Raw genomic sequence first — 14,344 nt, 5'->3', positions numbered from 1 at the left:
GGGGATGACGAGGGAGATCGCGATGACGCGTTCGGAGCGCAGCCGCAGCGCGGCGTCTCACGTCTTCGTCGTGCTTCTCATCGCGGCGATCCTGGCGGGAGTCCTCGCGGCGATCGTCCTGGCTCTCCAGACGCAACGCGCATCTCGGGTCGACGCCGAGCAGCTCACGAGCGCGCTGGCGCAGTCGATCGCCGATTCTCCGAGTGTCATCGAGGCACTCGACAGCGAAGACGCCGAGAGCGCATCCGCCGCACTTCAGCCCTACGCAACCGCCGTCGTCGATCATTCCGCTCTGGACTTCATCACGGTGATGACAGCGACCGGCTCCCGTGTGACCCATCCCGACCCCACTCAGCTCGGCGCCCAGTACCGCGGCACGATCCCTGCCACGCAGACCACACTCACCGAAGAGTTCACCGGCACCCTCGGCGCCTCGGTCCGAACGATCACCCCGGTTCTCAATTCGGCCGGTGAGGGCGTCGGCTGGGTGGCAGCCGGCGTGACCGTCGAGTCCATCGCCGAGTCCTTCTTGGGCAGACTTCCCTCTGCCTTCGGAATCTCGGCGCTGATCGTCGCCGCGGGTTCTCTCGGCGCCTTCCTCGCTCGCCGCTACACCCGCCGCATCGCGGGAGATCTGCCGGCGGGACAGGTACGGGACGCGGTGGCGTCATACGAGTCGGTGCGCACGCTCGGCGAAGCGCTGCGCGCACAGACGCACGAGCACGGCAATCGGATGCATACCGCGATCGCGCTGCTGGAGCTCGGCCGCACCAGTGAAGCGATCGACATCCTGGCGGAGACATCGCAGCAGAGTCAGTCGCTCGTGGATCAGGTCACCGCTCGACGTGACGGTGACCCGACGGTCGGCGCTCTGCTGCTGGGCAAGGCGTCGCAGGCGAAAGAGCGCGGTGTCGACTGGACAGCGGTTATCGCCCCGGACGCTCCGCGCTCCGCGCTCGCGCCGATGGACAGCATCGCCGTGCTCGGGAACCTCATCGACAATGCTCTGGATGCCGCCGCCGCAGCTGCTGAGCGCTGGATACGTGTCGAGGTCCGACCAGCGCGGGAGGGCTGGGTGGTCCTGGAGGTCTCGGACAGCGGTGCAGGAATCCCTGTCGCAGCGCGCGAACAGATCTTCCAGCACGGATTCTCGACCAAGCCCGCCGGAACCGATGGCAGGGGCGTAGGGCTCGCTCTCGTGCGGTCGATCGTCAACGATGTCGGAGGGACTGTGGAGATCGAAGACGGACCGACGAAATTCCGCGTGACGCTGCCCGGCGCATCCGAGTCCGGTGCATCCGGAAAGGGACCACTCTCATGATCCATACTCTGCTCGTCGACGACGATGCGCTGACCCTGGAATTGCATCGCGACTATATCGAGCGGTTGGACGGCTACACCGTCGTCGGCGAGTGCAGCGGCGCCCGTGCCGCACTGCACGCACTGATCGAGAGCCCTCCGCAGGGTGGGATCGATCTGGTGCTGCTCGACATGACGATGCCGGACGGCACGGGGCTCGACTTACTGCGACATCTGCGAGCACGGTCGATCAGCGTCGACGTCATCGCCATCACCGCTGTCCGCGACGCCGAGACTGTGCGTCAGATGGCTGCGCTCGGCGTGGTGCAGTACCTGGTCAAGCCCTTCACCTTCTCCACATTCCGGGAGCGACTGGATCAGCACCGCGCGTACAGCGCGCAGGCCGTCGCCGCGGCCGGTCAGGCGAGCCAGGCCGAGATCGATGCGCTCCTGGGCGCTTCGCGTCCGACCGGGAGCATCAAGGTGCCGAAGGGGCTCTCCGCGTCCTCGCTCGCCCGAGTGACATCGGCCGCCCGCACCGCGGGCGTCCTGTCGGCGAGCGAGGCCGCAGAACAGCTCGGAATGTCACGAGTGGCCGCGCGTCGTTACCTCGAGCACCTCGCAGACGAGGGAAGGCTCGAGCGCGCCGCCCGGTACCGCGGCCGAGGCCGCCCTGAGACCGAGTACCGGTGGCGATGAGCGACCGCTACTCCCCCGCGAGGCCGCCGAGCAGGTGGCCGAAGGAACGTCCCTCGCCCAGGTAGTTCGCCGGGTCGAACGGGTCGCTCGACGTCGCGGCATCTTTTCGGGCGACGGCATCGGCCAGTTCGCGTGCCCCCTTCTCGACGCGCTTCGCCAGCGGGGCGACATCGTCGCCGGCGCCGCCCCAATCACTGGATGCCGCGAACACACCGGTGGAGACAGCCTCTGCGTGCAGGTATGCGAACAGCGGACGGATCGCGTAGTCGATCGCCAGAGAATGCCGTGGCGTACCGGCGTTCGCGCCGATCAGCACCGGTTTGCCGGTGAGCGCATCCGGGTCGAGCACGTCGATGAACGACTTGAACAGCCCGGAGTAGCTGGTGGAGAAGATCGGCGTCACGACGATCAGTGCATCCGCGGAGTACACCGAGTTGAGCGCAGTCTCGAGCTCTGCCGGTGCGAAGCCCGTCAGCAGGTTGTTCGTGATGTCGTGTGCGAGGTCGCGCAGTTCGATCATGTCGACGGTGGCCTCGATCCCGCGCTCCGCGAGCTGCTTGACTGTCTCGGCTGCCATCCGGTCGGCCAGCATGCGGGTCGAGGACGGGTTGGAGAGGCCGGCGGAGACCACTGCGATGCGACGTGTGCTCATGCTCATGCCTCCTTCCGGCTGAGGCCGAATGCGGCGCCGGCGGGCGCCACTGCGTCCTGATAGGGACTGCCCCCGGTCAGGTTGTCGCCCCGGTTCGCGCCAGGGCGCGCTTCGCGGGCGGGTCCGTCACCGTACACGGCCTTGACGCGCGCGGCGTGGGTCGGAGCATCCGGAACATTCGCCGGACGGTTCTTCGCGAGCTCGCGGCGCAACTCGGGCACGACCTCGCCGCCGAGGATGTCGAGCTGCTCGAGCACGACCTTCAACGGAAGACCCGCGTGATCGATCAGGAACAGCTGGCGCTGGTAATCGCCGAACGTGTCGCGCATCGCGGCATAGCGGTCGATGACCTGCTGCGGCGAACCGACCGTCAATGGCGTCATCTCGGTGAAGTCCTCCATGCTCGGACCATGACCGTACACCGGCGCATTGTCGAAATACGGACGGAACTCGTTCACCGCATCCTGCGACTTGGCGCGCATGAACACCTGGCCGCCGAGACCGACGATCGCCTGCTCCGGCGTGCCGTGGCCGTAGTGCGCGTAGCGCTGGCGGTAGAGCTCGATCAGGCGCTGGTAGTGCTCCTTCGGCCAGAAGATGTTGTTCGCGAAGAACCCGTCGCCGTAGTACGCGGCCTGTTCGGCGATCTCCGGCGTGCGGATGGAGCCGTGCCAGACGAACGGGGCGACGCCGTCCAGCGGACGAGGCGTGGATGTGAAACCCTGCAACGGCGTGCGGAACTTGCCCTCCCAGTCGACGACGTCTTCATCCCACAACTTGCGCAGCAGCGCATAGTTCTCGATCGCGAGCGGGAGCCCCTGGCGGATGTCCTTGCCGAACCACGGGTAGACCGGGCCTGTGTTGCCGCGCCCGAGCATGAGGTCGGTACGACCGTCCGAGATGTGCTGCAGCATCGCGAAGTCCTCGGCGATCTTCACCGGGTCGTTCGTGGTGATCAGCGTCGTGGAGGTCGAGAGGATGATCCGCTCGGTCTGTGCGGCGATCGCCGCGAGTGTCGTTGAGGGAGACGACGACCAGAACGGCGGGTTGTGGTGCTCGCCGACGGCGAAGACGTCGAGACCGACTTCTTCGGCATGCTTCGCGATCGTGATCGCATCCTTGATCTTCTGACCTTCGCTGGGCGTCTCGCCCGTCACAGGATTCTGGGTGACGTCGCTGACGGTGAAGAGTCCGAACTGGATGCCTGAGGTTTCGGCCTGCTCGCTCATGATGTGCTCCGGGTTCTCGAGGCGGATGCTGTGCGCATGTCGCTTCTATTCAAATGCATGTATATGGGACAACGCAACCCTCGCCACATTATTCCCGTCGCGCTCAAGTGCGGCAGGTAGCCTCGAGGAATGAGCAGTGCCGCACAGACGCCGACCGGACCGGTCACCGGTCGTATCCCGCGGCCCCGCAGACGCGTACCCTTCTGGGACAATGCCCGCTACGCCTGCATCGTGCTCGTCGTGCTGGGGCACGCCATCCAACGCCTCACGTACGACTCCAGTATCGCGATGGCTCTGTACCTGGCTCTGTACGCGTTCCACATGCCCGCGTTCGCGATCATCGCCGGCTACTTCTCGAAATCCGCACCGCCCACCCGGAAGCAGATGGCGCGCGTCATCACCGACATCCTGGTGCCGTACGTGATCTTCGAGCTGCTCTGGACCCTGACGAAATGGCTGGTGGAAGGACAGGCAGAGCCGAACCTCACCAAACCGTCGTGGACGCTGTGGTTCCTGCTCGCGCTCGGCATCTTCAGACTCGTGCTGCCGTACCTCGCGCTGTTGCGGTGGCCGCTGGTGTGGAGCGTGCTGATCTCGGTCGGCGCGGGCTATCTCTCGAATGTCGACAGCACATTCTCACTCTCGCGCACACTGGGGTTCCTGCCCTTCTTCGTGCTGGGATGGTGGCTGCGGGAGCACGACGTCGTCGATCGCTTCCGGCTGATCGACTTCCGCCCGTGGTGGCTGCGTGCGATCGCGGTGGTCGTATTCGCCGTGGATGTCTTCGTCGCATGGAACTGGGTGGCGCTATGGGAGAGCATCAACCTCGACAAGTGGTTCTTCTACGACGACACGTACGTGGATCTCGGCGGAGAAGATTGGTGGTCCGGCGGCATACGTCTGCTCCTCATCGCGATCGGTCTGATCCTGAGTGCGGCATTCTTCGTGCTGATCCCGCGGCGGCTGCAATGGTGGACGAGATTCGGCCAGTACACGATGTACGTGTACCTGCTGCACTCATTCGTGCTCTATCCATTCCGTGAATCGGGCATCCTCCGCGATGCGGAGCCGACGTGGATCTGGCTGCCTGCCGTGATCATCGTGTCTGTCGCGATCGCGCTGGTGCTGGCGACCAGACCGGTGCGCTGGGTGTTCCGTCCGCTGGTCGAGCCTCGAGCGCACTGGCTCTTCTCGGATCAACGGTTGTCCGCCGACACCTCGCGTCGTGACGACCCGACCGGATCGCGCAGGCCACGCGAAGGCTGACCCGGATCGGATCAGGCGAACAGCTCGGCTCCGGCATACGACCCCGCGGCCGCCCCCGCCGGGATCGCCCACACGCCCGATCCCACATGGCGGATGTACTCGTTCATGAGATCAGTCGACAGCTTTCGCTGCAGCGAGATGTACCGCGCGGGATCTCGCTGATACGAGAGGAAGAAGAGCCCCGCATCCAGGCGTCCGAGGCTGTTGTTCCCGTCGACATAGTTGTACCCGCGGCGCAGGATGCGCACGCCATCGTTCTGGCCAGGGTGCGCAAGGCGCACATGACTGTCCTGGTGGATCGCATCCGAGGCGAAGTCCGGCTCATGGAACTCGTCGCCGCCCGACAACGGAGCACCCTCCCCCTTGTCCCGACCGATGATCCGATTCTGCTCCTCGAGTCGCACCCGATCCCAGGTCTCCACGATCATCGCGATCTTGCGTGCAACGAGGTAGGAACCACCGCGCAGCCACGCCGGCTCATCCGATGCCGCGACCCAGACGTGATCGTCGAGCGCCCCCGAGTCGCTGGCGAGGATGTTCGCTGTGCCGTCTTTGTAGCCGAACAGATTGCGCGGTGTCGCCTGATCAGCGGTGGTGCGTGACGTGCGACCGAAGCCCAACTGCGACCAGCGCAGCCTCGCCCGACCGAAAGCTATCCGGCTGAGGTTGCGGATCGCGTGCACCGCCACCTGCGGATCATCCGCGCAGGCCTGGATGCAGAGATCGCCGTCCGACAGATCGGGGTTGAGATCATCGCCGAGGAACGACGGCAGCCGCTCCAGCCCGACGGGTCGTCGAGACGCGATGCCGAAACGGTCGCCGTCTTCATTCTCGAAGAGGGTCGGCCCGAACCCGATCGTGATGGTGAGTCCGCTCGCACTCAATCCCTGAGCCTCACCGGTGTCATCCGGCGGAGTCCGGGCGTCCCCGCCCACTGCCCCGGTCGCACTGACTTCGAGCCCCTGCGTCAGGCGGGATGCTGCGTAGGACCAGTCCTGCAGCAGTGTGATGAGATCATCGCGATCCGTGCGCGGCATCATGTCGAAGGATGCGAAGTGCAGGTGGTCCTGCACTGGCGTGGTGATGCCGGCCTGATGGGGGCCGAAGAAGGCGAAAGGTTCGCCGCTCTCGCCCCGCTCCCGTTCGCGGCCGATGGCGATACCACCGGCGAGGCCCGTCCCCACGCCGATGGCCAGCCCGGCGGCACCGCCTCCGAGAGCGAGGCCGAGCAGTCCTCGCCGGCTGAGACCGGTCGGAACGGATGCGGGTACCTCGATCGACGGCGCCGGCGAGGCGTCTGCTTCGGTGTGATCTGTCATGTCAGGGTCGGGCGGCACGCATCAGGAGAGCACTGTGCCGGTCAGCTGCGACAGCGGCTCAGCGAGCGCATTGAGCAGATCGGTGAGCTCTCGTTTGTCGTCATCGGTGAGCGCGGTGTACCCGATGAATCCGGACTCCAGCGAGCCGCGTTCGGCGAGAGCCTCTTCCAGAGCTGCATATCCCGCATCGATGTCCTCGACCAGCGCAGCACCGTCGTCACCCTGGGCATCTGCGAAGTCACGGACGAGCGAGAACGCCATCTTCGATCCCTCGACGTTGGCCGCGAAATCCCAGAGATCGGTACCTGACCACCAGTCCTCTTCGCCGCTGATCTTTCCCGTGGCGACCTCGTCCAGCAGAGCGATCGCACCGTTGGAGATACCGCCGATGCCCTGTTCATTCAACGCGTCGACGAAGACGTCCGAATGCACGTATTCGTAGAGCTCCTGCACATCCGCGACGAGCTGGTCGCCGAACTCACCCCGCTGCTCGACGGTAGAAGGCGCCCAATCCTGCCATGCGGGGGTTTCGGCGTCGGCGTTCAAAGCGTCCTCAGCGGGAATCCAGAGGTCCTTCTCGATGCGATGGAACCCTGTCCAATCCAGTCCCTCGGCGACAGCATCCACCTCGCGGTAATCGATACGTGGATCGAGGTCGCCGAGAGACTCTGCGACCGGCTCGATGCGTTCGTAATACGCGCGCACCTGCGGGAACATCTCACGAGCGGTGCCATCGTCACCGGACTCGTACGCCGCGACGAATTCATCGAGGGCGGGAACCAGCTGCCCGACCTGGTCCTTCACGAACGCCGCATAGAGGTCGACTGCCTGCTGCTTCTGGTCAGCGTCCTCGCCGTCGATCGCCACCGTGTCACCGGAGACGGTGAACGCGGCCCTGCCGACACCGTCGCCGATCATTCCCGGCTTGCAGACGGTGAAGTACTCACCCGGCTGTGCGACGACTGTCAACGTACGCGAGGCCGACGGCGCGATGTTCTCGACCTCGCCCACGATCCGCAGTCCGTCGGACGCCAGAAGGTAGAACTCGCTCACCTGGCTGGACTCGTTCTTCACCTCGAAGGTCAGCGTTCCGCTCCTCGCCGTCGAATCCGACACAGCGCAGTCAGCATCCGTGGATGACACTGCCAGCGCCGCGGCATCCGCCACGTCGGCCTTCGCGACGCAGCCGGAGAGGACGAGCGCCACGGCTCCGGTGGCGGCCAGGGCTCCGAGCAGTCGAGTGGGCGTGGTCATTTTGCTCCTTGGGTTTCGATGACCCTCGGCGGATCAGAGAGGTCGGTGCGCGTCGAGGTGCTCCTCGAGGCTGTGGAAGAAGGTGAGCGCGTCGACAGGATTCCGCGCACGAAGAATGAGCCGACGACGAGGATGTAAAGACCCCATGCCAGTACTTGAAGCCAGGTCATGACGGGCATCAATCCCACTGTCGCCTGAAGGATCGCGGCGAGAGCGCTGCCTGGCGCGAGGACAGTGCTGACGTCGAAGGCCCAGCCGAATGGGAAGGCGCCCCATCCGATCGCAACGGCGCCGGTGATCGGGTCCAACGGCGCGCCGGCGGAGAACGGTCCTGGCAGCACCCCGGCCTCCTGCAGATCCATCACCGCGTATGCGAGAACGCCGGCTGCGACGATCACGAGAAAGCCACCGGTCCAGGCGAAGAAGCGCCGGAGATCCAGCTTCACCGCGCCGCGCGCGAGCATTGTTCCGATCAGGACGGCACAGGCGAGCCCCAGCAGCGCCCCGCTCAACGCTGCCGGCGCATCGCCGAAGGACTGAACCATCGACCACAGCAACAGCGTGGTCTCGATGCCCTCCCGCGCGACGGAGATGAATCCGATTGCGACGAGCGCCCAGAGCCCGCCGTGCGCCAACGCGAGGTCGACACCGCCTTCGAGCGTCTTCTTCATGGTGCGGCCGGCCTTCTGCATCCAGAAGATCATCCAGGTGACCATGCCGACGGCGAGCAGGGAGAGCGTGCCGCCGATGATCTCCTGCGCCTCGAACGTCAGCGAGTATGCACCGAAGGTGAGCACAGCGCCGATGCCGAGAGCCAGCGCGATCGCGAGCCCGATTCCGATCCACATCCGCGGCAGCACGTCACGGCGACCGAGCCGGCCGAGATAGGCGACGAGGATACCGACGACGAGCGCGGCTTCCAGCCCTTCACGAAGGCCGATGAGGAAAGTGGCGAGCACGGATGGTGAACTTTCTGCAGCCGGTAGATTAGGTAAGGCACGCCTTACAGGATGACATTAGCACCTTCGGACGTCTCATCGATCAGCCGTTGCGGATCAGCGCTCGAGACACCTCTGCGCGCGGTCCGCGGTAACGAGACGCAACACTCATCGCGTGACGGGAGAAATCGTCTTAGCCTCAGGACATGGCTGATCTGAACCTTCCCATCCTCGACCTCTCCCAGCTCGACGCCGGTCCGGAGTCCGCCGCGCAGTTCCGCGACGATCTGCGTGCTGCGACGCACGACGTCGGATTCTTCTACCTCACCGGCACCGGGGTCACGGCCGATCTCTCTGCTCGCCTGCATCAGGCTGCGCTCGACTTCTTCGCACTCCCCGACGCCGACAAGCTCTCGATCGAGAACGTGAAGAGCCCGCACTTCCGCGGTTACACCCGGATCGGCGGCGAGCGGACGCAGGGCAAGGTCGACTGGCGCGAGCAGATCGACATCGGACCGGAACGGGATGCAGTGGCCGGTGGCCCCGCCTTCAACCGCCTGATCGGACCGAACCTCTGGCCAGCCGCTCAGCCCGAGTTGCGCGAAGTCGTCGCCGAATGGCACGCGCACCTCAGTGGGGTCGCACGCAAGCTCCTGCGGGCCTGGGCCCTCTCCCTGGGTGCAGACGAGTCGCACTTCGAGTCGAACTTCGGCGACCCGTCGACCCTGATCAAGATCGTCCGCTACCCGGGCACGAATGAGCCGGAACCGCAGCAGGGAGTCGGCGCGCACAAGGATTCCGGCGTGCTGACGCTGCTCTGGGTCGAGCCAGGGAAGGGCGGCCTGCAGGTCGAGCGAGACGGTACCTGGGTCGACGCTCCCCCGGTGGCCGACGCATTCGTCGTCAACATCGGCGAGATGCTCGAATACGCGACCGGCGGATATCTCAAGGCCACCAATCACCGTGTGATCTCGCCGAAGGCTCCAGGTGAGCGCATCTCGGTGCCGTTCTTCTTCAACCCGGCGCTCGACGCCAAGTTGCCGATCATCGATCTGCCGGCCGAGCTCGCCGCCGAGGCGCGTGGCGTGACAGATGACCCGACGAACCCCATCCACAGCCTGTACGGCGAGAACGCATTGAAGTCGCGGCTGCGCGCGCATCCCGATGTCGCCGCCATTCACCACACCGATCTGGTCGCCGCCTCAGCCTGAGTCCGCCGCGGCAGCCCGTGCCATCGGGAAGCGAACGTCGGACGCACCGAGGAACGACGAAGGCCGCCCCACACCTGGGACGGCCTTCGGAAGAAGTGCGATATTACGCTGGGTGCGACTTAGCGGCGCAGTCCAAGCTTCTCGATCAGCGTGCGGTAACGCGCGATGTCGATGTCCTGGAGGTAGCCGAGCAGACGACGGCGCTGACCCACCATGAGGAACAAGCCACGACGCGAGTGGTGGTCGTGCTTGTGATCCTTGAGGTGTTCGGTGAGGTCCTTGATGCGCTGCGTCAGCATCGCGACCTGCACCTCGGGGGATCCGGTGTCACCGGGGTGCGTCGCGTACTCTTCCATGATCGCCTTCTTGGCGTCAGACTCGAGTGGCATAGATGGGATCCCCTTTCAGTTCGTTGCGCGGCGCCCAACACCTGATGCGTGAGCTCTCTTTATCCGCGGCCGATCAAACGGCAACCTGTAGAGTCTACCAGCGTTCGCCCGGGCCCGAGACCTGCGTGCGCCGGGGCACCTGACGAACCCGATAGCCTCATCGAGTGAGCGGCAATTTCATCGACCTGCGTCCGTTTCGCGCGAGTCGGGCGTTCACGCGAATGTGGATCGGTTCGACGCTGGCCGGTCTCGGTGGCCAGCTCACCATCGTCACCGTGATGCTGCACGTGTTCGAACTCACCGCGAGCACGTTCGCCGTCTCCATGGTCGCCGTGGCCGGCCTCATCCCGATGATCCTCGCAGGCCTGTATGGCGGGATGCTCGCCGACGCGTTCGATCGACGCAAGGTCGCCCTCATCGCTGCGATCATCACGTTCGTCTCGACTCTGCTGCTCGCGGTGCTCACCTGGGGCCAGCTCGAGACGATCTGGTGGCTGTACGCGTTGAGCATGATCAACTCCGCTGCGAACTCGGTAGGCATGGCCACGCGCACGGCGATCGTTCCGCGTCTCATCCCCCGCGACCTCCTCGCCGCGGCATCCGCGCTGAACGGCATCACGATCGGCGTGATGGTGATGGTCGGCCCAGCCCTCGCCGGCATCCTCGTGGCAGTCACCGGCTACGGCTGGACGTACACCATCGACGTCATGCTCATGCTCGCGATGTTCCTCGGGCTGTGGTCGCTTCCCGCCCTCCGCCCCGAGGGGAACATCGTGCGCCCGGGATTGGAGTCCCTGGTCGACGGCTGGCGTTTCCTCAAGCGCGCGGCCAATATCCGGATGCAGTACCTGGTCGACATCGTCGCGATGACGTTCGGGCAACCACTGGCACTGTTTCCCGCGCTGGGCACCGTGCTCCTCGGCGGCGGCGCGGTGACGACGGGCGCACTGACCGCAGCGGTGGCCGCCGGCACGTTCCTCTCCAGTCTGTTCTCCGGCCGCGTCGTCCGCTACCGCTGGCACGGCCGCGGAATCGAACGCGCCGTCCAGGCGTACGGGGCGGCGATAGCACTGTTCGGTGCAGTGCTCCTGCTCGGTGTCTGGATGCCCGGGGCGAGCGAGACCCACGCGAACATCGGCCTCATCGTCGCCGCCTGCGTGGCGTTGGCGCTCTCCGGCGCCGCAGACAACATCAGCTCGATCTACCGCAACACCATGATGCAGGCGTCGGTGCCGGATGCCATCCGCGGCCGGCTGCAGGGCATCTTCATCATCGTCGTCGCCGGTGGACCGCGTCTCGGTGCCCTTTACGCCGGCGCGCTCGCGACATTCACCGCGCTCTGGTTCCCGCCATTGCTCGGTGGACTGCTCGTGATCGCGCTCGTCGGGGTGCTGGTCCGCTTCACCCCGAGATTCCGCATGTATGACGCAGAGAACCCCGAGCCCTGAACGGGCCCGGGGTTCTCCTGACGCAGATCAGTCCTGCTGCAGCGCGCCCTGAAGGTCGAGGTTGATCGTGATGTCCTTGCCGACGAGCACTCCGCCGGTCTCCAATGCCGCGTTCCAAGTGAGACCGAAGTCCTCACGGTTGACGATCGTCGTCGCAGATGCGCCGGCCTTGTAGTTGCCGTACGGGTCGGTGCCGAAGCCGCCGAAGTCGAACTTGAAGCTCACCGGCTTGGTCACGCCGCGGATGGTCAAGTCACCGTCGATGAAGAACTCGTCGGCCTCCGCACGCGCAGCGGTGGAGACGAACTCCATGGTCGGGAAGTTCTCCGTGTCGAAGAAGTCGGCCGAACGGAGGTGGCCGTCGCGACCCTCGTCGTTGGTGTCGATGGACGTGACATCGACGCTCGCCTCGACCCTCGCCTCGAGGGGGTTCTCGGGGGCGACCAGCGTGGCGCTCTTCATGCCGAATGTGCCGCGCACCTTCGAGATCATCATGTGGCGGACGCTGAACGTGACCTCACTGTGTGCGGGGTCCAGGATCCAGGTGCCTGCGCGGTAGCCGGGAATGTCGATAGTGGTCATGTGGGTTCTCTCCTCAAGGATTGGGCCGTCTCATGGCGTTCACGTGGTTCCAACTCATATGCGCGTGAATGTATTCCGGGATTCTCGAACAATACGAAGAGCCCCCGTCCCGATGTGGGACGAGGGCTCTGTGCGCTACGACCGCGGTCAGCCTACGGCGACCAGATCGATGATGAAGATGAGGGTCTTCCCCGACAGGAAATGACCGGATCCGGCGGGACCATATGCGAGGTGAGGGGGGACGATCAGCTCGCGACGCCCGCCGATCTTCATGCCGGGGATGCCGTCCTGCCAGCCCTGGATGAGTCCGCGCAGCGGGAACTGGATCGTCTCGCCGCGACCCCAGGAGGAGTCGAACTCTTCGCCGGAGTCGTACTCGACGCCCGCGTAGTGGACGGTCACGGTGTCGCCGGGCTTGGCCGCGGCACCGTCACCTTCGATGATGTCTCTGGTGACGAGCTCTGCAGGAGCGGGAGCGGTGGGGGCGTCGAACTCGGGCTTTGTGCGATCAGTCATGACTCCATACAACCGGAGGCTCAGGACCGGGTCAATGCGAGGGCACCTGCCCACAGCGAACACTTATCGTGCTCGGCGCTCGGCACCCACGCGAAGGGTATTGACATCACGCAGACCCGGGTGCACCCTAATTACAGATCAACTCAGCGCCCGGTAGACATGCAGGCATCGCCGCAGCACCGGGCGCTGAGTCTTGGTCCGGAACGCGGCCGCGAAGCCGGATCCGTCGAAACCTCCCGGTTCTCAGTACGCCAGAAGGGCCGCACGCGTCGCGCGCGTGCGAGTCAGCAGAGCCCGCTCGTCGTCGGCTGCGAGAGGGTCACGACCGGCGATCGCGCGCTGGCGTACGGCGGCGAGAGCAGCGGCATCCTTGATGAAGGTCTTCATCAGCGGCCTGCGATCACCCCGCAGGCTCGCCGCCCACCTGAGTCCGACCTTGCGTCCGGCGGGAGTCGCCAGCATCGTGATCTCCTCCGGGGTGAACCATCCGGCGGCCGCGTAGTCACCCAGTCGTTCTCTGGTGATGCGGGCCTCTTCTTTGCGTAACGCGACTATGGCGAGGATGAACCCGATGAACAATGGCACCTGGAGGGTGATGTAGAGCGCGAAGAAGTCGGCGAACATCGCCGAACCGTTCCAGAATCCGTGCAGGATCATGGCGCCGAGCAGACCCAGCAGCCCAGCACCCAGAACCGCTCCCTTCGAGGAGGTTCGGCGTGCCGCAAGCCCCATGGCGAAGCCGGTGAGCGCGGTGAACATGGCATGCGCGAACGGCGAGAGCAGCCCGCGCATCACGAAGGTGGCGGTGAGCTGTTCGCCACCGCCCTCGATCAGACTGATCGCGAAGTACTGGATGTTCTCGGTGAAGGCGAATCCACCGCCGATCAGGGCTCCGTAGACGATGCCGTCGATCGGCCCGTCGAAGGCGCGTCTGCCGATCAGGAAGATGATGAAGATACCCAGGCCCTTGGCGAGCTCCTCGATGATCGGCGCCTGGATCACTGCGCTGAACACCTCGGAACGCAGGCCGACCATGAGCGTGATGCCGATGTCGACGAGCAGCGTCAATCCGACCGCTGCGACCCCGCCCCAGGCGATCGCGAAGACGATGAGCAGTTTCGGCTCCGGCTCCCAGCGATCGATGATGTAGACGCCGAGGAACACGATCGCGAGCGGGATGAGCGCGAGGACGAGCCCCATGCCTGATGCCACCGCTCCCAGCGCCCATACGAAGTAGCCGATCAGTGCGACCAGTGCGAAGCCCAGGACTCCGAACAGCCAGATCGACACGGTCCTGCCCTTCTTCGACGGCACGGGAAGCATCGGCAGCGCACCGGCCGGGGCTGGCGCTGCGGGTGCGGGTGGCGAGTACGGCGTCGGCTGCGCCAGCGCCGAGGCGTACACCGGCTGCTGGCTGAACTGCGGCGGCGTGTAAGGCGACTGCGCGTACTGCTGCTGCGAGTACTGGGGCTGCTGAGCGGGGGGCGGCGTGTACTGCGGCTCTGACGGTCCTCCGAATGACATAGCCAAAGCCTAGAGGTA

At 65.5% G+C, this 14,344-nt stretch carries 14 protein-coding genes; 5 read left to right on the top strand and 9 right to left on the bottom strand.

The window, feature by feature from the left end; translation table 11 throughout:
* Nucleotides 1-22 precede the first annotated feature (22 nt).
* Together QFZ46_RS17060 and QFZ46_RS17055 are read left to right on the top strand one after the other, a co-directional pair.
* Entirely contained in the window at nucleotides 23-1,321 is a 1,299-nt protein-coding gene (locus tag QFZ46_RS17060) for a sensor histidine kinase (RefSeq protein WP_307363393.1), read from the top strand.
* Nucleotides 1,318-1,998, top strand: a complete 681-nt coding sequence (locus QFZ46_RS17055; RefSeq protein ID WP_307363392.1) for a response regulator — start codon at nucleotides 1,318-1,320, stop codon at nucleotides 1,996-1,998. The genes QFZ46_RS17060 and QFZ46_RS17055 overlap by 4 nt, the downstream gene beginning before the upstream one ends.
* 7 nt (nucleotides 1,999-2,005) lie before the next feature.
* Here the strand turns inward: QFZ46_RS17055 and QFZ46_RS17050 are convergent, their stop codons facing one another.
* Together QFZ46_RS17050 and QFZ46_RS17045 are read right to left on the bottom strand one after the other, a co-directional pair.
* Complete coding sequence (locus QFZ46_RS17050) at nucleotides 2,006-2,650, bottom strand: FMN reductase (RefSeq protein WP_307363391.1); 645 nt, start codon at nucleotides 2,648-2,650, stop codon at nucleotides 2,006-2,008.
* A gap of 2 nt (nucleotides 2,651-2,652) precedes the next feature.
* Nucleotides 2,653-3,879, bottom strand: coding sequence for an LLM class flavin-dependent oxidoreductase (locus tag QFZ46_RS17045; RefSeq protein WP_307363390.1), 1,227 nt, complete (start codon nucleotides 3,877-3,879; stop codon nucleotides 2,653-2,655).
* Nucleotides 3,880-4,008: 129 nt separating this feature from the next.
* On the opposite strand from QFZ46_RS17045, the gene QFZ46_RS17040 reads away from it, so the two are divergent.
* Nucleotides 4,009-5,145 (top strand): acyltransferase family protein, encoded by a 1,137-nt coding sequence (locus QFZ46_RS17040; RefSeq protein ID WP_307363389.1) that lies wholly within the window; start codon nucleotides 4,009-4,011, stop codon nucleotides 5,143-5,145.
* Between the two features lie 11 nt (nucleotides 5,146-5,156).
* On the opposite strand, the gene efeB is transcribed toward QFZ46_RS17040, so the two are convergent.
* Genes efeB through efeU form a run of 3 tightly spaced genes read right to left on the bottom strand, consistent with a single transcriptional unit; the run spans nucleotide 5,157 to nucleotide 8,677 of the window.
* A complete protein-coding gene (gene efeB, locus QFZ46_RS17035; RefSeq protein WP_307363388.1) occupies nucleotides 5,157-6,464 on the bottom strand; it encodes an iron uptake transporter deferrochelatase/peroxidase subunit in 1,308 nt (435 codons plus the stop codon).
* Nucleotides 6,465-6,485: 21 nt separating this feature from the next.
* Nucleotides 6,486-7,718 carry an iron uptake system protein EfeO gene (efeO, locus tag QFZ46_RS17030; RefSeq protein ID WP_307363387.1) on the bottom strand — a complete coding sequence of 411 codons (1,233 nt, stop codon included), beginning with the start codon at nucleotides 7,716-7,718 and terminating at the stop codon, nucleotides 6,486-6,488.
* Nucleotides 7,715-8,677, bottom strand: a complete 963-nt coding sequence (gene efeU / locus QFZ46_RS17025) for an iron uptake transporter permease EfeU (protein WP_307363386.1) — start codon at nucleotides 8,675-8,677, stop codon at nucleotides 7,715-7,717. The genes efeO and efeU overlap by 4 nt, the downstream gene beginning before the upstream one ends.
* A gap of 185 nt (nucleotides 8,678-8,862) precedes the next feature.
* Between efeU and QFZ46_RS17020 the strand changes: the two genes are divergently transcribed.
* Nucleotides 8,863-9,867 carry an isopenicillin N synthase family dioxygenase gene (locus QFZ46_RS17020; protein WP_307363385.1) on the top strand — a complete coding sequence of 335 codons (1,005 nt, stop codon included), beginning with the start codon at nucleotides 8,863-8,865 and terminating at the stop codon, nucleotides 9,865-9,867.
* 119 nt (nucleotides 9,868-9,986) lie between these two features.
* Here QFZ46_RS17020 and rpsO read toward each other — a convergent pair whose 3' ends face one another.
* The gene (rpsO, locus tag QFZ46_RS17015; protein ID WP_033104617.1) at nucleotides 9,987-10,256 is read right to left on the bottom strand and encodes a 30S ribosomal protein S15; all 270 of its coding nucleotides are present in this window, start codon (nucleotides 10,254-10,256) and stop codon (nucleotides 9,987-9,989) included.
* Nucleotides 10,257-10,420: 164 nt separating this feature from the next.
* Between rpsO and QFZ46_RS17010 the strand changes: the two genes are divergently transcribed.
* Complete coding sequence (locus QFZ46_RS17010) at nucleotides 10,421-11,704, top strand: MFS transporter (protein ID WP_307363384.1); 1,284 nt, start codon at nucleotides 10,421-10,423, stop codon at nucleotides 11,702-11,704.
* A gap of 27 nt (nucleotides 11,705-11,731) precedes the next feature.
* On the opposite strand, the gene QFZ46_RS17005 is transcribed toward QFZ46_RS17010, so the two are convergent.
* The 3 genes from QFZ46_RS17005 to QFZ46_RS16995 all read right to left on the bottom strand — a co-directional run bounded on the left by QFZ46_RS17005 (nucleotide 11,732) and on the right by QFZ46_RS16995 (nucleotide 14,326).
* Nucleotides 11,732-12,286 (bottom strand): YceI family protein, encoded by a 555-nt coding sequence (locus QFZ46_RS17005; RefSeq protein ID WP_307363383.1) that lies wholly within the window; start codon nucleotides 12,284-12,286, stop codon nucleotides 11,732-11,734.
* Nucleotides 12,287-12,433: 147 nt separating this feature from the next.
* A complete protein-coding gene (locus QFZ46_RS17000; protein ID WP_033104619.1) occupies nucleotides 12,434-12,802 on the bottom strand; it encodes an FKBP-type peptidyl-prolyl cis-trans isomerase in 369 nt (122 codons plus the stop codon).
* A gap of 243 nt (nucleotides 12,803-13,045) precedes the next feature.
* Nucleotides 13,046-14,326 (bottom strand): PrsW family intramembrane metalloprotease, encoded by a 1,281-nt coding sequence (locus QFZ46_RS16995; protein WP_307363382.1) that lies wholly within the window; start codon nucleotides 14,324-14,326, stop codon nucleotides 13,046-13,048.
* Between the last annotated feature and the right edge of the window lie 18 nt (nucleotides 14,327-14,344).

This window comes from Microbacterium murale, from assembly GCF_030815955.1.
In the GTDB taxonomy this organism is placed as follows: domain Bacteria; phylum Actinomycetota; class Actinomycetes; order Actinomycetales; family Microbacteriaceae; genus Microbacterium; species Microbacterium murale_A.
This window is presented reverse-complemented; position numbering and strand designations above follow the sequence as displayed.

Bases quoted from the DNA above. Each gene is read 5' to 3' on its own strand.
- rpsO (WP_033104617.1), bottom strand. From the start codon at position 10,256: ATGCCACTCGAGTCTGACGCCAAGAAGGCGATCATGGAAGAGTACGCG.
- QFZ46_RS17000 (WP_033104619.1), bottom strand. From the start codon at position 12,802: ATGACTGATCGCACAAAGCCCGAGTTCGACGCCCCCACCGCTCCCGCT.
- QFZ46_RS16995 (WP_307363382.1), bottom strand. From the start codon at position 14,326: ATGTCATTCGGAGGACCGTCAGAGCCGCAGTACACGCCGCCCCCCGCT.
- QFZ46_RS17060 (WP_307363393.1), top strand. From the start codon at position 23: ATGACGCGTTCGGAGCGCAGCCGCAGCGCGGCGTCTCACGTCTTCGTC.
- QFZ46_RS17040 (WP_307363389.1), top strand. From the start codon at position 4,009: ATGAGCAGTGCCGCACAGACGCCGACCGGACCGGTCACCGGTCGTATC.
- QFZ46_RS17020 (WP_307363385.1), top strand. From the start codon at position 8,863: ATGGCTGATCTGAACCTTCCCATCCTCGACCTCTCCCAGCTCGACGCC.
- QFZ46_RS17045 (WP_307363390.1), bottom strand. From the start codon at position 3,879: ATGAGCGAGCAGGCCGAAACCTCAGGCATCCAGTTCGGACTCTTCACC.
- QFZ46_RS17005 (WP_307363383.1), bottom strand. From the start codon at position 12,286: ATGACCACTATCGACATTCCCGGCTACCGCGCAGGCACCTGGATCCTG.
- QFZ46_RS17050 (WP_307363391.1), bottom strand. From the start codon at position 2,650: ATGAGCACACGTCGCATCGCAGTGGTCTCCGCCGGCCTCTCCAACCCG.
- QFZ46_RS17055 (WP_307363392.1), top strand. From the start codon at position 1,318: ATGATCCATACTCTGCTCGTCGACGACGATGCGCTGACCCTGGAATTG.
- efeO (WP_307363387.1), bottom strand. From the start codon at position 7,718: ATGACCACGCCCACTCGACTGCTCGGAGCCCTGGCCGCCACCGGAGCC.
- efeB (WP_307363388.1), bottom strand. From the start codon at position 6,464: ATGACAGATCACACCGAAGCAGACGCCTCGCCGGCGCCGTCGATCGAG.